We start from the raw sequence: 18,114 nt of genomic DNA on the forward strand, positions 1-18,114 counted from the left end.
GTCGAATAGAGCGCGTCGAAGTTCAGCCGCCCCTTGGTGAAGCCGGCGCGCACCGCCAGCTGCCAACCGGAAAACTCGCCGTCATATTGCAGGCCGATATTGCCATATTCCATGTGCCGGCCATCGGCCAGGTCGCGCGTCTGGCTCTGCACCAAGCCCGCCGCGTCGCGGTACTTCAGCGTCACCCCGCGAAAGGCGGGCGAATTGAGCGTGCCGCGGAAGAAGTCGATATACGGGTCCAGCGACACGGACGGATTGCGCGGGTCGGCAACCGGGATCGGCAGGTAGAAGGTGTTGTGGTCGTTCAGGTAATTGACGCTCAGCCGCACCGATCCATTGTCCAGGTCGTGCTTGATGTTGGCGCGGATCTGGCCGCCCCGGTCATTGGCGAAGCCGTTGTCGCGCTGCCCGCCGTCGCGGCGCAGAAAGCCGCCCACCGCATAATAGGTCCGCTCGCCCAGCGGGCCGGACTGCACCGCGTCCAGCCGGTACAGGTCGGTCGTCCCCGCCGTCACCTGCAACTTGCCGCGCGGCGTGTCGGTGCCGGTGACGGTGATGTTGTTGATGATCGCCGCGGCCTGGCTGGCGAAGATCGGCGCGGGGCCGCCGCGCACCACCTCGACCCGCTCGGTCATCAGGTCGTAGCGGTTCAGGCTGTCGCCGCGGAAGAAATTGCCGTTGATGTCGTGGAACAGCGGCAGGCCGTCCTGCTGGAACACCGCATAGCCGTCGTCGGTCGGGATGCCGCGAATGCGGGTGACGTTCTGCACCTCGCCGCCCGTCGCCTCGACCTGGATGCCGGGCAGCTTGCCGAGCAGGTCGGCGAAGTTGAGCGGGGCCAGCCGCCGCACATCGTCCTGCCCCAGCGAATTGACCGCATAGGACACGTCGAAGCGCCGCTGGCGCCGCGCGGAGCCGGTGACGATGATGTCCGCTGCGGACTCGTCCCCTTCGGCCGATGGGCCGGTTCCGGTCTGCGCCGCCGGTGTCTGGGCCGCCGGTGTCTGCTCTGCTTGTGCCTGCTCCTCTTCCGCCTGCGCTGCGGGCGCGGGGCCGGTCTGCGCCCCGGCGATCGCGGGCGACAGCGCCAGCGACGCGGCGCCGATCGCAGCGAGGTGGGTGCTGCGCAGCAGCGCGGACTTGGCAGAACGGATCATCATCTTCCCCCAGGTGTTCGGACCGTCACGGCGTTCGGTGGCGGCCCCCCTTGCCTGTTACCGCTACAGTTTCATGAAACGGCTGGAAGTTCATCTGAAAATGTCGTCGATTCAGTGGGATGTTGCCCAAATGGCGCTATGACCCGCGGGTCGTGACGGTCAGCGTACCGCCGCGCAGCAGCGTGGCATGATCGATTCGCCAGCCGCTGAGCGCACGCCCGTCGAAATCGGCGCGCACGATCCTGCCGCCGCGCGGGCCTGCCCGGCGGATGACCAGCGTCCGGCCATTGCCCAGGTCGATCCGCGCCTGCGCCGCCGCGGGCACCGTCACCACATACCAGGGCTCGCCCGTCACCAGCGGATACAGCCCCAGCGTCGCAAACACGTACCAGGCGGTCATCCCGCCCGCATCGTCGTCCATCCCGTCGGCAAAGCCCTGCGGCGCCAGCGCGAAGCTGCGCCCGACGAACGGCACGGCGCGCTTGCCGCTATTGGTATAGGGATGCGCGATCGGCTGCGTCAGGATGGTGCGGACCAGATCGGCGGTGCGTTGCGGCGCGCCCAGCGCGGCGAACAGCCAGGGGACGTGGATGTCCGGTTCGTTGGTCATGTTGAACAGGTCGGCGTCGAAGAAGTGGCGCAGCTCGCCCAGGAACGCCTCCCGCCCCACCGTCTCCACCATCCAGTCCAGATCGAACACCGGCGCCCAGCGATATTGCCACAGCGTGCCCTGATACAGCCCGCGCGCCTTGACCGTGTCGCCGTCCGCGCCGGGCGACTGGAACACTTCGCGCCACATCGGCCGATAGGCGCGCGCCCTGGCCGCGAACGCCTGTGCGGTGCGCGTGTCGCCCAGGTCGGCGGCAAGCTGCGCGGTGCCCCAGTCGTCATACGCCGCCTCGATCTGCTGGTCGGGCGTTTTCCGCTCCAGCCCGGCACTGTCCTTCACCATCCCGGCCAGCGCGGCGCGGGCGTCGAAGCCGGTGATGCCCTTGCGGCGCATGTCGAGCAGCGCGATGCCGGCATGTTCGGTGCGCACCGTCAGGAACGGCTCGTGCATCGTCGCCCATTGCGGCTTGCCGCGCACATACAGGTCGGCGAGCGAGCGTGCGATATCCGCGCTGCGGCCGCGTTGCAGCAGCGCGAGCAGCGGCATCTGCGTGCGGTAATTGTCCCATAGCGACCAACTGGCATAGCGCGTCTCGCCGGGGGCGGAGCGCGCGATGCTGCCGTCATTCTCGCGGTGGCGCCCGTCCGGATCGTCGATCGCCACCGGCGTCTGGTACACGCGGAACAGCGATGTGTAGAACAGCGCGCGCTCGTTTCGCGTGCCGGTCAGCGTCACTCCGCCCAACACCCGGTTCCACGCCGCGCGCGTCCCCGCCGCCACGCTGGCGAAGTCGCGCGTGCCCAGTTCGCGGTCGCGCACCATCGCCGCGCCTGCGGTGTCGACCGTCGACAGCCCAGTCCGCACCTCCACCGCATCGCCTGCACGCACCGCGATGGGGAAGGCCAGCACGTCGCCTTCGCGCGTCGCCTCGCCGTGGAGCGGGCGGCCGTTCAGCGTGACCCGGCTCGCGGTGAACAGGCGGTACTGCCCCTGGTCGCACACCGTTCCCGCCACCAGTTCGGCGCGCAGGTCGTCGCTGCCTGTTTCGCGCCAGTCTGCCGCGATCCGCTTGGCATAGGCGTGGCGCGGATCCAGGCGCAGCACCACCGTGCCGGCACGCGGCACCGTGAAGCGCAGCAGCCCGCCGCCGCGCGTCGCGGTCGCATCGGCGAGGATGCCGTCATCATATCGCACGCTGTAACGGCCCGCCTGCGTCGTCTCGCTGCGCTTGTCCATCGTAGCGGTCCCGGTCGCACCGGCGCGGCGCAGCGAGACCAGCAGATCGCCACCACCGCCGCCGCACCCAACGCCGACACCACGCGTATGGGAGAAGCCGCGCAGCCGCGTCGCGGCATGATCATAGCCCGCATGATTGGTGGGATCGGTATCCGGCCCCAGCTGCACCATCCCAAAGGGGGCCACTGCCGCAGGCGACAGTTGGCCATAATCCGCAAGGGTTCCTACAAACGGATCGACCAGATCGGCAGGGGTGCTGTCGGCGAAAGCTGGCGTGCTGATGAGAAGGAGGGGCACTGCTAGGTATCTCATGAGCTGTACGTGCCTTTTGTGGCTTCAACCGGGTTGGTACGGTCGCTGTTGGGTGACCGCAATTTTTTAGCCTATCATAATGACATAATGTCACGGGCCTTTTGCTGTTTTCTGAATGCAAGACGATGCCCTGCTCCACGACGGCAATCATGACCCAAAACCAGACATTCGCACCCTTCCTTCCCCTACGTCCCCCAACTTCAGACGCTTGTTCATCTTCGCGTTGCGAAAACTTTGCGGCCGATGAACTGCCCTGATGGCGGTAACGAGGATCAGACACGCATATCGGCGGCGAGAGGGCGTCAAAGCGGGGAACACGCCACGATGAGCAAGGAGGCGCTTAACCCCGAATTGCAGGCCGCACTCGACAAGCGCGCCGCTTTACGGAGGACCGCGTAGAAACGGCGGAAATCCTAGAAGCTTTGGCTGAGGCTGGGCTACAGGCTGGCCTGGGTTATACCGCCCGATCGAAAAGCCGGTCATGCTTCGCATCGATGCTGACGTGGTCGCCTCGTTCAAGGAGCATGCCCAAGAGCGGGGATATCGGACCGAGCTCAACCGTGTGCTGCGCAGCTATGTGCTGGATGCACAGCCATGACACGGGGTTACGACACCCTCTTTCCCGCAAGCGCGTGCAACGTGCGCAACGGTGCCCATATGGGCCGGTTCGTACGGCACTACACACCAGTCCCATAACAATCGCTATTGCGACACGGTTGCAGTTATCTCGCAGGGTTTGTATCCGCCCCGAAAGGGGAATTGGTATGAAGCTCGTACTCAGCACTGTTGCAGCGACCCTCATCTCGGTTACCGGCGCAAGCGCACAGGAAACACGGGATGGTGGCGAACCATCAGACAGCCGCCGCGAAGACATCGTCGTAACGGCCGCGCGGACAAACCTGCCCGCCAGTGCCCTGCCGCTGACGGTGGATGTGATCGATCGCGAGACCCTGTCACGTCAGGTCGCGGTGTCCGGATCGGTGGTCGACGCGGTGTCGGCACTGCTGCCCGCCTTCTCGCCCACGCGAGAGAAGATCACCGGCGTCGGGGAGACGTTGCGTGGTCGCTCACCGCTCTATGCTATCAACGGCATCCCGCAGACGACGCCGATCCGCGATGGTGCGCGTGACGGCTATACGATCGATCCGTTCTTCATCGACCGTATCGAGGTCATCTACGGCTCCAACGCGCTTCAGGGGATCGGGGCGACGGGCGGGGTCGTCAACCAAGTCACGGTGCGCGCCCCCAAGGAAAATGGCTGGAGCGGTCGAACGCTTCTTCAGGGCAACAGCGGCGACGACTTCTCGGGTGCTTCACTTGGCGGCAAGGTCGCCGGCGTCGTCAATCTTCGTAGCGGACGGTTCGACGCCACCGGCGGCATCGCTTTCGAACGACGCGGAGCATTTCTGGACGGCCGCGGGAGGCGCATCGGCTATGATGGCAACCAAAGCGAGATACAGGACACCGATACGCTGTCCTTCTTCGGTCGCGTTGGCGTTGATGTGTCGGATACCGCCCGGTTCGAGGTCATCGCCAACCGCTTCCGGCTGCAAGGCAACAACCATTATGTCCCGGTAGAGGGAAGCCGTGCACGTGGCATCCCCGCGACGACCCGCCGCGGCGGAACGCCGGGACAGCCCTCCACCGGTGTCGCGCAGATGGTGTCGGCATCGCTGACGGACAGCGATCTCGCAGGCGGCGCGTTTACGTTGCTGGGCTTCTACAATCGCACGAGCGACACGTTCGCGGGCGGCATCCTCGCGACCTTCCAGGATGCGCGGATCGCACCGGTCGGCACACTGTTCGAGCAGTCACGCAACGTGTCGCGCAAACTGGGCGGCAAGGTGAGCTACGAGCGCGCCGTTCCCGGTTTGGAGGCGCTGACGCTTACCGCAGGGTTTGACGCACTGTTCGACCGCACTGCGCAGACATTGGTGCAGACGGATCGGGTATGGGTGCCGCAGACCGATTTCCGCAGCCTCGCCCCGTTTGGTCAGGCCAACCTCAAATTGTTCGACGGCATCGTCCGGCTGGCGGGCGGCGTGCGGTACGAGAATGTGCGGCTCGATGTGCCCGACTATACGACGCTGGCGACATCCGGGTCGCGCTTCGTCACCGGCGGCACGCCGGCGTTCGACCGTGCCTTGTGGAACGGCGGCGTCGTGCTGGAGCCGATGAAGGGCATCCGTGCCTATGGCAGCTATGCGGAAGGATATACGATCGCCGACATCGGCCGGGTGCTGCGCGCGGTCAGCCAGCCGAACGTGCGGATCGACGATTTCCTCGACCTGACGCCCGTCATCTCGAACAACCGCGAGGTGGGCGTCGAGGTGACGCAGGGGCCGCTCGTCGCCAGCGCAACCTACTATTGGTCGTCGAGCGAGGCTGGACAGGTGCTGGTCCGCAATGACGACGGCATCTTCAACGTCAACCGCCAGCCCGTCGATATCGAGGGGCTGGAACTGAACCTCGACGTACGCCTGCCGCTGCCCGGCCTGAAAGTCGGAACCGGCTACAGCCACGTCACCGGTCGGACGGACACCAATGCCGACGGTAGGTTCGACGCCGATCTCGACGGCGCCAACATCTCGCCCGATCGCCTGAACCTCAATCTGGACTACGGCAGCGGCCGCTTCAGCGCGCGTGCGCAGGGGCGCTGGTATCTCTCGCGTCGGTTCCAGGGGCAGCCGATCGCCAACGATTTCGTCGGCTACCGCTTGTTCGACGCCTATGTCGCCTACGAGCTGCCGGTTGGCCGGGTGATGCTGAGCGTCCAGAACCTGGGCAGTACCGACTACGTCACCTATTACAGCGATACACAGGGGCCGACCGACAATGCCCGCTTCTACACCGGGCGGGGCCGCAATTTCACGCTGAGCTGGCAAGCTGGTTTCTGATGCGCACGCTATCGCTGCTTCATCGCTGGATCGGTGCGATCGGCGGCCTGTTGCTGGCCATGCTGGGGCTGACGGGAACACTGTTGGTATGGCGAGACGACCTGACGTTCGTGACGCATGCCGGCGATCCCGTCCGTCCCGATCTCGCGACCCTGGCGCGGATCGCGACGACGCTAGCGGAGGGACCACGACCGGTCGACCGCATCACCTTTGCCGGCGATGGCTTGGGCGTCCATCAGGTCATCTTCGCGGACGGTGGCGGCGCCTATCTGAGCCAGGCTGGTGAGACGGTCGCGCGTTGGTCCTCATCGTGGCAGCGGCCTGAGCTATGGATGTTCGACCTGCACCATCGGCTATTGATCGGCGATGTGGGCGAAGCCGTAACGGGCGTCGCCGGGCTGGTCGGTCTGCTGTTCGTCGTTACGGGGATCATCCTGTGGTGGCGAACGCGCGGGCGCTTTCGCCTTCGGCTCTGGCCGGCGACGATGAAGCCGGGCGCGATCGTGCATCACCATCGCAACATGGGTGTCGTAACCGCCCCGCTGCTGATCGTGTCGCTGGTGACGGGGGCGCTGATGGTCTTTCCTGCACTCGGTGGCCCGCTGCTGGCGGAATCACGTCCGCGACCGCCAAGCCTCGCCTTGGCCCAGGAGGGGTGTGCTCGCCCGAACCTGACGCCGCTGCTCATCACGGCCGCCAGCATGTTTCCCAGTGCTGAAGTTCGCCGCCTGCAATGGCCGCAAAAGACAGGCGCCCCCCTCGTGCTGCGACTTCGCCAATCGTTCGAATGGACACTCAATGGGCGAACATTCGTTTATGCTGATCCGTCCACGCTCGCGATTGTCGGCCTCGCCCATCCGGCGACGGGTGACGCTGCGGCCTCCATCCGCGAGAAGCTCTATCCGGTCCATGCTGCCAAGACTGGCGGTATCCTATGGAAACTGGCGATGAGTGTCTCCGGCCTTGCGCTAGCACTGCTCGGTAGCCTTGCCGTTTACGGGTTCTGGCGAACGCAGTGGAATATCGGTCAGGCAAAACGCAGGAAGTGGAGAAGACGCTGACACGTTGTCGGCCTGCTGCATACCACCGGCATCACGATCCTACGCTTGCCAGACTAACGAACGACCCAGTAGCAGACATTCTGTGTCTTTTACGCGCTGCCCAACTTCGGACGTCCGTTCATCTTAAAAAATGAAACGCGCTCCGCGTTACAAAAAGCCGTGGTGCAATCTGCTGTGTGTCGTACGATAAAAATATGGGATGCGCCCGCGATTGCGGGCGCATCGTTTCACCTATCTCTTCTTGTTTTCGCCCGATGCGTCCGACACCGCCGAGCCTGCGGATTTCAGGTCTTTGCCTGCACCGTTTACCGTATTGCATGCGCTCAGCGAGACGATGGTCGCCAGCATGAGGCTCAATCCCAGTTTCTTGCTCATCAATCTGCCCTTTCATTGATCTGTTGAAGGTGGGATGTGGCGGACCCGGTACGCTGGCTCCGCCACCAACACTCAGCGCAGCTTGCGGCGGGTGGCCGCCGTCGCACCGAAGCCTGCTGCTCCGGCGCCGACGAGCAGCGCCAGCACCAGCACGAAGGACGTGCCTGCAGCCGCGCCCGCAGCCTTGTCGGTCGCCGACTTGGCAGTGGCGACCGCCTGATCCTTGGTGCGAACGAACTGCTGTTTGGCCCGCGTCACCTGCGCCTGCGCTTCGGAACGGCTGATCTTGCGCTGCGCCGCAACGATGTCGACGATCCGGCTTTCCGCCTGCTGGCCTTCTGCACCGCCGCGCGCGAGGGCCGGCAGTTCCTTGGCGATTTCCTTCTGCGCCTGCTCCACGGTCATCTGCGCAGGGTCGCTAGGCGCATCGGACAGATAGGCCGCGGCTTCACTGCGGACATCGGACGGATCAATGCCGGCCACGGAGGCAGCGGCCGGGGCCGCGGCACCAACGGTGCTGCCGGCCGCCCCGGCAACCGAGCCGACGGTGCGGAATGCGCCACCGATGATGCCCCCGACCGCCGAGGTGAGCAGGTAGAGCGTCAGGATCAGCGTCACGCCCCAGACGACCAGGCCATGGACCAACGCATCGAACCGCTCATGCACCCGAGCGACGCGTGCCGCAGCGTAGCCGCCAGCCCCAGCGCCAGGACCGTGGTGATCAGCCAGAAGATGCCGGCACCAATTCCGAAGCCCGCCGCACCGGGCGTTGTCCCCTGGACCGGATCAACCATGATCAAGCCAATGCCCGCACCCAGGATGCCAAGCACGAGCTGCACTGCGACCGCAATGACGACGCCCGCAAAGATCGCGCCCCAGGAAAGCCGGGTCGGCGTCTTGCCCAGATATGCCTCATCGACCGGCAAGACGCCGGTGGTAACCTTGGTAGCCATACTTACTCCTGTTTGAACGATCGATCGCCGGGCGCTCAGCGCGGTGATCGCGATTCCTTCTGCTCACTTTTGGCGGCCTGCTTCTCGGCGGTGCCCTGTGCCTCTGCCGCATCGTCGCCGATCAGTTTGCCGATCGCTTCATGGACGGAGGCCTTGGTCTCGCGAACGCTGGCGGCCTTCGCATCGCCGGACGGCTGGTCGTCGGAGGTGCGCCGCTTGGTCATGGCTTTTTGTCTCCAGCATGGGTGTCAATCACGACACCCTCCCCGTCGAACCCACGCGCACGTGCCCAGGCCACGGCGGCGAGGCGGCGGTTGACGCCGATCTTGGCGTAGATGCGCGCGACGTGGTTACGCACCGTGTTGCTGGCGACCTTCAACGTTCGGGCAATCGTCTTGTCATCATGGCCGCGACAGATCAGCGCCAACACCTCGCGTTCGCGCGCGGTCAGATCGTCGAGCCCCGGACCGTCGGCAGCATTCTGCGGCGCACGTAGCCGGGTCAACTTGTCCATGACCGTGCGACTGAACCAGCTGGTGTCCTTCATCACCGCTTCGATCGCTTCAACCAGTTCGACCTCGGTCGCCTTGCGCTGGGTAATGTCCTGGAACGCCCACAGGACGCAGGTGTCATCGCCGAGCCGAATGGCCTCCGTCGACACGATGCAGTCGATCCGGGCGCCGCCCTTTGCGTGGATACAAGTTTCATACCCCCGCAGGTCGTCGCCGGCATCAATCGCCGCTTCGATATGGCGCCGGATCGTGTCGCTCTGCCAAAGCTTTACCTTGCCCAGCGGCTGGCCGATGATCTCGCTTCCGGCATAGCCCGTCATGGTGGTGAAGCTGGCATTGACCTCGCACAGCACATGCCCGTCTCGCGCGCCGATGGCCATCGGTACCGGTGCCATCTGGAAGGTGCGGGTAAAGCGGTCCTCGCTATGGCGCAGCGCGTCCTCTGCCTGGCGCCGGGGCTCCAGATCGGCGAAGGTGAACAACATGCAGGGCTCATCACCCATGTCGATCGGCTGCCCAGCGACAATGACCAGCTTGGTGCCACCCTCTAGCAATGCCAGTTCCGCCTCCATCTGCGGAATGGTGCGTCGTTCGTTCAGCCGCTCCTTGGCCAGGTCGCGCTGATCGGCCTTCCGTAGCACGTCGATGTCGTAAACCGTTTTGCCCAGCACCTGGTCGCGCTCGTGGCCGGTCATCTCCAAAAATCCCTGATTGACCTTGATAAATTGGAGGTCGCGCAATCGGCAGATGACCGCCGGTGCCGGATTGGCGTTGAACGACTGCTCGAACCGATCCTCCGCCTCGTACCGTGCGGACACGTCCTGGATGACAAGCACCAGGCAGGCCGGTTCGCCATCATCTGCATCGTTGAGTACCAAGCTGCGCACCTGATGCACCCAGCGTGGCTCGCTCTCGCCGGCGACGGTCACCTCCACCACCACCTCGGAGAAGGAGTCCCCGGCCACCACACGTTCAACCGGATAGTCATCGGCTTCGACGCGGTGGTTGTTGCGATAGCGCAACTGGAAGCGACGGCGATACTCGTCCACCGTCGCACCCAGATCGATGATATCAGTGACGCCGTGCATCGCCAGTGCGGCATCGTTGGCCCAGAGCAGGCTCTGATCAGGGTCGATCAGGATCACGCCCTCGTCCAGGCCGACGATGATCTGACGCAAATGGCGCAGATCGGCTGTCTCCCTCAGGGTCTTGAACGATGCCTCGGTCATGGTTTGCGTCAGTCGCGCCGACCATGGACGAACCAGGCGAGCGCGTAGGCACCGAGCGCCGCGGCCAAAGCCCATAGCACCGGGCTGTCTTGCACCGTTTGCGCTGCCGCCTTGCCACGCTCGGCCGTATCGGCCAGTCGTCCGGCCGCTGCCTTCACACGGTCGCCGGCCTCCTCGGCCAGATCGGGGGCGCCGTCGATGGCATCTTCAGCGATGGAGCGGGCGCGGCCATAACCATGCTGCGCCGCGCCTGCGACCTGATCGACCACGCCAGCGACTGTCCAGTCCCGGCTGTCGACGGCGTCGCCGATCCCCTTCTCGACCTTGCCTTCGACATAGCGAGCGCCGCCTTGAAACTCGTCCTTGTTCATCGTCGGATTCTTGGGAAATTAAAGGTCGGCCAAGTGGGTCAGGCCAGTACGCCGCAACCTGCGGCGGCCTTGCCCACTGCCAATGCAATGGCGGGATCTTTCATCTCACCCGCTACGCGCAGCAGGTCGCTGACCGTCAGCTTCGTTGGATCGCTATCGCCCTGGCGATAAGCGGCCGCTGCGCGCCCGAGCTGTTGCAACTGGCCAAGCGACAAGTCGCGCTGCAGACGAGTGCCGACGCAGTCCGCGCGCGGCTCGTCCAGACCGTATCGCTGGAGGCCCGTTGATATCCGGGTGGCGGGTGCCGCGCAGGCCGTCAAAGTGGTTGCGCCAAGCAGCGCGATGACCAGCAGTCGCATCAGTGGGTCCTCCTGGACCCCTGCCACGACAAGTGGCCGATCCGGACACACTAACTCACGGCAGTAATGCGTGTTCCTGGTATCGTTGCACCAGCTGCTAGTCCTGACCTACCAGGCTTAGCGTGGTAGCTCTCTCGCGATAGAGCTCCTCGAGGCGGGCATGGATCAGCCTTGGTCCTGCCTCGTTCGACCGTTCCGCCATCGCCCGGTGAGCTGCGGCGCGAGCGAGCAAATAACCCTGCTCCTCCACGCCAACACGCTCGATAGCGTTGGAATATGGATCGGATTGCTCGCTCATGGCTTGAGGTTAGCATCACGTAAACCGTGATTATATCGTGCCCATATACCTATGATGTAGTGCATTTCGGCTACATGGCTCCAATGCCGCGGCCTGCTTGCAGGAGCTTTGACCCATTTGCGGTCACTCAGGGCACCCTTCCGCGCTTCCCAACTTCAGACATCCATTCATCGCGACACCCGCGGTCAAAAAAAGCCCGAACGTCCGTGAGGCAGTTCGGGCTTAGGATGTATTGGAGCAGCGATGCCTGTGAGACGGTACTGCATTCCACGTGGGTTGTTGCTGTTCGAGAGCAGGCATACTGCCTTGAACTGCTGTAATAATCGATCTTACGCGACTACGCTGAGCGGTGTCCGATGATCCCGTACGACCCGATGCGATGCTGCGATTCGGCGCTCGAACGGCTTTTGGAAGATGGTGGAGATCGCGACGTGCTCCGCCACTACGGCCGACGGCGTGATCGTAAGGAGGGTATAGCCCTTGGCGTCCTGATCGCAGAACACGACTTCGCGATTAGCGTCCGCCAGCACCCGTCCCAGACCAGGCAACAGTGACCCGTAGGAGGGGCTGGTGATCGCCGTCGCACCAAATTCGGCCGCCACCAGCGTGCCTGCGTCGTCATAAAGGTCGTTCGACCACGCGGCATGGCTGTCACCCGACAGGACGATCGGTCGGGCACCGGTACGGCGAAACGAGGCGTAGAGCCGCTCCCGGGCGGCTGGATAGCCGTCCCAGGCATCAAGGTTGAACGGCAGACCTGCACGATAGCTCGCGATGCTCTGATCGAGGCGCGCACGCCACGTCACTGGAACCTTGGCCAGCATGGTGGCAAACCGACCGCCATCATCCATTTTGGCGGGATCAGGGCCAGCGACGCGCGCCATGACGACTTGATTGCCGATCAGCTGCCACGGCTTGCCGGCGCGTATGGAGGCTGCGAGGACGTTCTCCAACCATGCCTGCTGCTCTGCACCCAGCATCTCGCGGTCGGGGCGTGCCCGCTCAGTAACCGCCGCAGCGAAGAGCGCCGGATCGGGCGCTTCGCCTTTCGGTGCCACCTGTTGAGACCGGGCCAGCAGCCTCGTTTCGACCATTGCCAGCGTCATGAGCTCGCCAAATTCAAAGCTTCGGAAGATCGCCTCCCGACCTAGCTTTCTGCGTGAGTCCCGGATCGGCATCCATTCGAAATAGGCCTGCATCGCGGCTGCCTTACGTGCCGCCCAGTCACCCTCGAGAGTCGATTCGTGATTCTCCGCTCCGCCGATCCAGCTATCGTTGGCAACCTCGTGATCGTCCCATACGCAGATGAACGCCGCGCGGGCGTGGGCAGCTTGCATGTCAGGATCGGCCTTCACCTGCGCATGGCGACGGCGGTAATCGGACAGCGTTACGATCTCGTGCGGGGGATCGGGCAGTCTGTTCAGCTTGCGTGCGATCTCCGCGCCGTACCCGTCGGCGCCATACTCGTAGATATAATCTCCGAGATGCACGACCGCATCAAGCTGCGGTCGGCCGGCCAAATCTGCATAGGCATTGAACAGACCGCCGGAATAAAGCTGGCAAGATGCCACCCCGAGAACCAGTTGATCGACCTTGCCGACGGGCAGCGTCCGGAACCGGCCGACCGGGGATTTGCGGCCTGACGCATCGCTGAACCAGAACCAATAATCCCGGCCTGCGCCGAGACGATCAACCTCGACTTTGACGGTGTGGTCCGATGCGGCCCGCGCTACAGCACGCCCCGATCGACGTACCCGTCCGTCCGGACTGTCGGCAACGAACCACTCAAGCGGCACATCGCTGGCGTCCTCCCCGACGGTGGCCCGTGTCCACAGCACGGCCCCATCGCGGCCAGGATCACCGCTCGCGACACCGTGCAGGAAGTCGACGGCCTGCTGGCTCCCGGCGCCTGCCTTAGTGGGCAACGCAAGGGCCATACTGCTGCCAAGGAGGGTAATCGCGCCCCGTCGTCCAATGGTAGTCATAGGAATGATCCGCTTTCGAGGAATGTGTAACAATCAGAAGCGCGCGGTCAGCTGCCCGCCATAGAAGCGTGGTTCACCAGGGATGAAGGTTGGGATGCCGAACCCTCCGCCGGTATTACCGGCGTCGAGCAGATAGTCCTTGTTGGTGGCATTGCGGATGAAGCCCGCCAATTCGAACTGGGAGTCCGCGAAGCTGATCCCGGCACGAGCGTTTACCAGCGTGACCTGGCCTTGCGACAGCTCGGCGCGGTTGGGCAGCTCGAAGTAGATGCGGCTGCGATAAGTGACGCTGGGTGTCGCGAACAGGCGCATGCCGTTGCCGAGCGGTACGTCGAGCGTGAAACCCGCTGCCGCCTGCCATTTGGGCTGCAAGCGGAACCTCGCGCCCGAGAAAGTTGGGGCGAAGCGGCTGTTCTTGTCTATGCCGCCGTCGATGTAACCGAGATTGCCGAACAGGTTGAGCCACCGCGCGGCCCGGATATTTGCTTCGGCTTCCACGCCGAGATTGCCGGCCGACCCGGCGCTCTGCGTCAGCGTTGTGCCGTTACCCTGCTGCACGCTGACCTGAAAGCCATCGTATTTCTGGTAGAAGATTCCCAGCGAGCCCGACGCCGGACCGATACCCGCTTTGATGCCACCTTCGTAGTTCCAGACGACCTCTTCCGGCACCAGCTGACGGTTGGCGGCCGGCACGCCGGCGGCGAGACGGGCGTTAAGCTGGACGACTGGCGAACGTCGTCCTTTGGACACCGTTGCATAGATATTCACGTCGGGTGTCAGCCGGAAAAGCGCGTTGAAGCGCGGCAGCACCGCCGCATAGCTCTGCTGCGCCGTAAAGGTCTGTCCACCGGTATCGATCTGGCCCGGGATCAGCGAGGTCGCCGTCGGGTTCAGCTGCGGTCGCGGTACCCGGGCGAAATAGCCCGACTTGCGCTGTTCGATCAGCACTCGGACACCGGCAGTCAGTTCCAGCGCGGATACCGGGATCCACGTCGTGTCGGCAAACACAGAATAGCTGTCGTTCTCACCCTGGTTCTCGAAAGTCGAACTGTATGGAACCTGGCTCAGCCTGCCGCCCGTCAGCAGGCGCGTGGCGTTGGCGGCCTGGACGACCCCCGCCGCATCGATGCAGGCCAGGTTGGGCACCACCCGCCCAGCGCATTGCAGGAACGTCCCTTCCTCCGATGAAAAGGGCACGTTCTGGGAATTATCTTCGACAAAGACGTTCCAACCGAAGGAAGCCCGCCACATCGGGCTGGCGTAATTGAACCGACCCTCATGGCTCGCCTGCCAGCCCTTGGCGATTTCACCGAATTCAAGATACCAAGCGGCAGAGCCATCGGCATCGAACACCTCCGCGCTGTCGAACCGGCGATAACCGTTGACGGTGGTAAAGTTCCAACCATCGGCGAAGTCGTAGGACGCGGTCAGGTTGACGTCGTATACCTCGCGATCGAGCCCCAGTTGGTCATTTCCAAGCACTTGGCCTGACACCGGCGATCCGCCAAGATGAGCACGCCCGAATGGATTGCCGGGTCCATCCTCGGTCGGTAGGGCACGGGACACGAACGGGGTACCGCCATTACGCTGACGATCAAATGTTCCAATCAGATCGACCGTCAGCGCATCGTTCGGTCTGAAGCGCAGCGAGGCACGAACGCCGAGTTGGTCCTGGGCATAAAGCTCCTTGTCTTGGCGCGGGGACAGGTTTTCAACATATCCGTCCCTCGTCTTCCATTCGAACGCGACACGCCCAGCGATCACGTCGGAGCCGGCGTTCAGGAACCCGGACACCAGCGTCTGGTCGAAATTGCCGTAGCCGCCTGTCAAAGCTCCGGACACGCCTTGACGGGGCCGGGCCGACGTCAGGCTGATCGCGCCGACTGCGGATGCAGTGCCGAACAGAGTGGCCTGCGGCCCCTTGATGACCTCGACCCGATCAATATCGTAGATCGCCTGATAGGAGCCGCGCGATCGTGAAATGTCCACCCCATTGTAGTAGAGCGTGACCCGCGGCCCCTGTTGTGACGAACCCGAATCCGAGGTGATTCCGCGGATGACAATGCCGGGGTTGTTGGCGCTTTGCTCCTGGATGTTGAGACCTGGAACATAGTTCGATAGCTCGTCAAGATCACCGACACCAAGTTCAGCGATCCGCGCGCCTGTCACTGCGGATATAGTGATGGGAACGTCTTTCGCGCGTTGTTCGATCTTCTGCGCGGTGACGATGATCTCGTTGCCGTCACGCGCCTCATCCTTCGGAGTATCCTGCTGGATGGATGCCTGTGCCAGTGCCGGTACCGCGCCGAGCGAACACGATGCCAGCAGCGCAGCGATAATAGATGAATGTCTTTTCATGATTGCCCCCGGTTTCGAAGGGGCCTTTGGCCATGGTCCGTGACGGTCACGCGACGCTGCCGTGACAGTGCAGTGACGGCTAGCCAGATATGCTCATGATTATAACATTTCGGGCAATTTTAGGCGTTTAGACGGAACATGCCGCCTCACGTACGGATCATCGTTGGGCGCATTGTTCGCTTCCGCCGGCAGGTTCGGGCTAAGCAGACCCATTTGCGGTCACTCAGCGCGCTCCTTTCGCCTCCCAACTTCGGACACTCATTCATCAATTCGCGGTCGCGTTGAAGCGCCTTTGGACCGGCGAAAACTGAGACAAATTCGCCATCCACCGAGGCCAAGCCGAACGGCGGGTTCAACCGGGAGCAGCCGTTCACGAGCGTCTCGGTTGGGATCGAGTTTCGGGAATGCCGCGCGGTAGCTGTTTGGGCAATCCGATGTTCCATAAACGGCGTTGACTATGCAAATTGCGCCTATGAACCATTCAGCGATGATCGAGGGTGGGTGCCTCTGTGGAGCTTTCGGGTCATTGGTGTCTTGGCTGCTATTCAACGGCTTTCATGCTCTATGCCATCCATGTTGCTCGGAAGGCGGTGAAAGGTCGGCACGCAACTTCAGCCGCAAGCGGCTGGCGACCTATCTTACCTCGATCAACGCACGACCGGAGCGCTATCTGGCCGAGCCGCAACAGATCGACCGCGGCGACACCGTGGATCCAATAAGACTGTCGCCGGACGACGTTACAAGCAGTTGGCCAATGCCGCCAATGTGTTCGCATTGGTGGTCGTCACGTTGAAGCGCATGTACGACCGAAGATCCGCGTAGCGCGTGAAGTGGACGGCCGGTGCCGTCAGGTAGGTTCGCGCCAGCATCCGGGTCGCGACCTCGGTCGCGTCAATGCCGTCGCCCAGCGAACCCCACAGGAACAGCCCGCCTGCAGGCGGCACCGCGAACGGGAGGCCAATGTCTGTGATCGTGCGACGCAGCCCCATCGAGCAGCGGGCCAGATGGGCGCGCACGCGGTCGCAACGGCGGCGGTAGAGTCCTTCGTGCAGGAAACGGTACAGCAGGCGTTCCTGGATGATGGTATTGCCCAGGCCCTGGATCGGGCGGAAGTACCGGATGAATTGCATCCGGCTCTCGTCGGCGACGACAAAGCCGGGCGCTACCGCCGGTGCGATCGTATGTGAGAAACCGCCGACGTGGATGACGCGCCGCAACCCGCCGAACCGCATCAGCGGTGCCGCCGCGTACGTTCCCGGTCCCGTGGGCAGCAAATCGGCGTAGCTCGCATCGTCGACCAGCAGCAGGTCGAACTCGGCGGCGATCTCGAGAAGCTTGTGGACTTTATGCGGCGCGATGCTCGTGCCTGTAGGGTTGTGCAAGACCGAGCTCAGCAGGAACAGGTACGGACGATGCCGTTCGCACAGCGTCCGGAGCGCTTCAAGGTCCGGTCCGTCCGCCTGGCGCGGGACGCCAATGCCGCTAGCCCCCTGCGCCATCAGCACCTGCAGGTGGATGAACGAGCAAGGACGTTCGTACAGCACGCTGGTCCCCGGCCGCAGCAGGGCGCGGATCACGAGGCTCAGACCGGCGACGGCGCCGGGCGTGGTGACGAGCTGATCGAGCGGCACCTCGATCCCCTCGCCCTTCAATTTGTCGCACAACGCCTGCCGCAGCGGCAGGTAGCCCAGCGGATTACCATAGGTACCGTCGGAGCCGATCGCAGCGGTGACCGCGCGCGCCACCTTGGCGACCTCCGCCTGCGCGCTCTCCTCGTGGCGGAGGATGCCGCTACCCGGCGTCCGGTCGAGCGGGTGGTCGGAATGGATCAGCCGAGACGGGTCCAGCGGGGGAAGAACCGCGGGCGTGGTGATGGGGCGATCGGCCGGTGTCGCCTCGCGCACGTAGAAGCCCGCTCCGCGCACCGCATAGGCCTGGCCGTTCGCGATCAGCTTGTCATAGGCGCGGACGATCGTGTCGCGGCTAACCCGGTGCCGCGCCGACATCGTCCGTACCGACGGCAGGCGCTGGCCGGGGAGCAGGACGCCGGCGTCGATCTCCTCGACGACCCCGCGATAGATGCGTTCCATGATCGTCATGTCCGCAGGCGCGTCAGCGGCTGCCCTGGTCATGTTCGAACTGTCATGGTCGTCCGGGTGGGCCAGGCTCATCGTCTTTCATGCGATTGTACGGAAGGCACGCTCCGCACCTTGTGCAACACAGTCGTCATGAGCAACGCCTCGAGGACAGCAACCTCCGATCCGCAGCCCAGGGCTGCGGATCGGGGTGTCGTTCCGGCGGAAGGAAAAAGATGAGGTCGGTGGATGATGCGTCCGTCATGTTCGGCTCGTGAGGCGTAATTAACTGAATTCACTTCAAATGGGGCCGGGGCAACAAGGAT

At 63.9% G+C, this 18,114-nt stretch carries 15 protein-coding genes; 3 read left to right on the forward strand and 12 right to left on the reverse strand.

What is annotated here, in order from left to right; all coding sequences use genetic code 11:
• Both Q0U08_RS01495 and Q0U08_RS01500 read right to left on the reverse strand, forming a co-directional pair.
• Positions 1-1,157: TonB-dependent receptor plug domain-containing protein (locus Q0U08_RS01495; protein ID WP_298089311.1), on the reverse strand; the 1,157-nt coding region annotated here is incomplete at its 3' end.
• A gap of 136 nt (positions 1,158-1,293) precedes the next feature.
• The gene (locus tag Q0U08_RS01500) at positions 1,294-3,300 is read right to left on the reverse strand and encodes a glycoside hydrolase domain-containing protein (protein ID WP_298089312.1); all 2,007 of its coding nucleotides are present in this window, start codon (positions 3,298-3,300) and stop codon (positions 1,294-1,296) included.
• 496 nt (positions 3,301-3,796) lie between these two features.
• On the opposite strand from Q0U08_RS01500, the gene Q0U08_RS01505 reads away from it, so the two are divergent.
• The 3 genes from Q0U08_RS01505 to Q0U08_RS01515 all read left to right on the forward strand — a co-directional run bounded on the left by Q0U08_RS01505 (position 3,797) and on the right by Q0U08_RS01515 (position 7,273).
• The gene (locus Q0U08_RS01505) at positions 3,797-3,913 is read left to right on the forward strand and encodes a BrnA antitoxin family protein (protein WP_298089314.1); all 117 of its coding nucleotides are present in this window, start codon (positions 3,797-3,799) and stop codon (positions 3,911-3,913) included.
• 166 nt (positions 3,914-4,079) lie between these two features.
• Complete coding sequence (locus tag Q0U08_RS01510; RefSeq protein WP_298089315.1) at positions 4,080-6,212, forward strand: TonB-dependent receptor; 2,133 nt, start codon at positions 4,080-4,082, stop codon at positions 6,210-6,212.
• On the forward strand, positions 6,212-7,273 hold the full coding sequence (locus tag Q0U08_RS01515) for a PepSY domain-containing protein (protein ID WP_298089317.1): 1,062 nt from the start codon (positions 6,212-6,214) through the stop codon (positions 7,271-7,273). The genes Q0U08_RS01510 and Q0U08_RS01515 overlap by 1 nt, the downstream gene beginning before the upstream one ends.
• A 231-nt stretch (positions 7,274-7,504) precedes the next feature.
• On the opposite strand, the gene Q0U08_RS01520 is transcribed toward Q0U08_RS01515, so the two are convergent.
• From Q0U08_RS01520 to Q0U08_RS01565, 10 genes are all read right to left on the reverse strand, one after another.
• A complete protein-coding gene (locus tag Q0U08_RS01520) occupies positions 7,505-7,651 on the reverse strand; it encodes an entericidin A/B family lipoprotein (RefSeq protein ID WP_367271090.1) in 147 nt (48 codons plus the stop codon).
• Positions 7,652-7,720: 69 nt separating this feature from the next.
• Positions 7,721-8,266 carry a hypothetical protein gene (locus Q0U08_RS01525; protein WP_298089318.1) on the reverse strand — a complete coding sequence of 182 codons (546 nt, stop codon included), beginning with the start codon at positions 8,264-8,266 and terminating at the stop codon, positions 7,721-7,723.
• A complete protein-coding gene (locus Q0U08_RS01530; RefSeq protein WP_298089320.1) occupies positions 8,263-8,601 on the reverse strand; it encodes a hypothetical protein in 339 nt (112 codons plus the stop codon). The genes Q0U08_RS01525 and Q0U08_RS01530 overlap by 4 nt, the downstream gene beginning before the upstream one ends.
• 35 nt (positions 8,602-8,636) lie before the next feature.
• Positions 8,637-8,825 carry a CsbD family protein gene (locus tag Q0U08_RS01535; protein WP_298089321.1) on the reverse strand — a complete coding sequence of 63 codons (189 nt, stop codon included), beginning with the start codon at positions 8,823-8,825 and terminating at the stop codon, positions 8,637-8,639.
• Positions 8,822-10,342 (reverse strand): PAS domain S-box protein, encoded by a 1,521-nt coding sequence (locus Q0U08_RS01540; RefSeq protein WP_298089322.1) that lies wholly within the window; start codon positions 10,340-10,342, stop codon positions 8,822-8,824. Before Q0U08_RS01540 ends, Q0U08_RS01535 begins: the two co-directional genes overlap by 4 nt.
• An 8-nt stretch (positions 10,343-10,350) precedes the next feature.
• Positions 10,351-10,713 carry a CsbD family protein gene (locus Q0U08_RS01545; RefSeq protein ID WP_298089324.1) on the reverse strand — a complete coding sequence of 121 codons (363 nt, stop codon included), beginning with the start codon at positions 10,711-10,713 and terminating at the stop codon, positions 10,351-10,353.
• Positions 10,714-10,751: 38 nt separating this feature from the next.
• A complete protein-coding gene (locus Q0U08_RS01550; protein WP_298089325.1) occupies positions 10,752-11,072 on the reverse strand; it encodes a hypothetical protein in 321 nt (106 codons plus the stop codon).
• 627 nt (positions 11,073-11,699) lie between these two features.
• Positions 11,700-13,307, reverse strand: coding sequence for an alkaline phosphatase D family protein (locus tag Q0U08_RS01555; protein WP_298089326.1), 1,608 nt, complete (start codon positions 13,305-13,307; stop codon positions 11,700-11,702).
• A gap of 81 nt (positions 13,308-13,388) precedes the next feature.
• Positions 13,389-15,713, reverse strand: coding sequence for a TonB-dependent receptor (locus Q0U08_RS01560; protein ID WP_298089327.1), 2,325 nt, complete (start codon positions 15,711-15,713; stop codon positions 13,389-13,391).
• A 737-nt stretch (positions 15,714-16,450) separates the two neighbouring features.
• Positions 16,451-17,884, reverse strand: a complete 1,434-nt coding sequence (locus tag Q0U08_RS01565; RefSeq protein ID WP_298089328.1) for a PLP-dependent aminotransferase family protein — start codon at positions 17,882-17,884, stop codon at positions 16,451-16,453.
• Positions 17,885-18,114 lie beyond the last annotated feature (230 nt).

Source organism: uncultured Sphingomonas sp. (assembly GCF_946477935.1).
Classification (GTDB): Bacteria; Pseudomonadota; Alphaproteobacteria; order Sphingomonadales; family Sphingomonadaceae; genus Sphingomonas.

Coding starts and splice junctions, on each gene's coding strand:
- Q0U08_RS01555 (WP_298089326.1), bottom strand. CDS start 13,307: ATGGCCCTTGCGTTGCCCACTAAGGCAGGCGCCGGGAGCCAGCAGGCC.
- Q0U08_RS01515 (WP_298089317.1), top strand. CDS start 6,212: ATGCGCACGCTATCGCTGCTTCATCGCTGGATCGGTGCGATCGGCGGC.
- Q0U08_RS01505 (WP_298089314.1), top strand. CDS start 3,797: ATGCTTCGCATCGATGCTGACGTGGTCGCCTCGTTCAAGGAGCATGCC.
- Q0U08_RS01565 (WP_298089328.1), bottom strand. CDS start 17,884: ATGAGCCTGGCCCACCCGGACGACCATGACAGTTCGAACATGACCAGG.
- Q0U08_RS01535 (WP_298089321.1), bottom strand. CDS start 8,825: ATGACCAAGCGGCGCACCTCCGACGACCAGCCGTCCGGCGATGCGAAG.
- Q0U08_RS01550 (WP_298089325.1), bottom strand. CDS start 11,072: ATGCGACTGCTGGTCATCGCGCTGCTTGGCGCAACCACTTTGACGGCC.
- Q0U08_RS01560 (WP_298089327.1), bottom strand. CDS start 15,713: ATGAAAAGACATTCATCTATTATCGCTGCGCTGCTGGCATCGTGTTCG.
- Q0U08_RS01530 (WP_298089320.1), bottom strand. CDS start 8,601: ATGGCTACCAAGGTTACCACCGGCGTCTTGCCGGTCGATGAGGCATAT.
- Q0U08_RS01545 (WP_298089324.1), bottom strand. CDS start 10,713: ATGAACAAGGACGAGTTTCAAGGCGGCGCTCGCTATGTCGAAGGCAAG.
- Q0U08_RS01540 (WP_298089322.1), bottom strand. CDS start 10,342: ATGACCGAGGCATCGTTCAAGACCCTGAGGGAGACAGCCGATCTGCGC.
- Q0U08_RS01510 (WP_298089315.1), top strand. CDS start 4,080: ATGAAGCTCGTACTCAGCACTGTTGCAGCGACCCTCATCTCGGTTACC.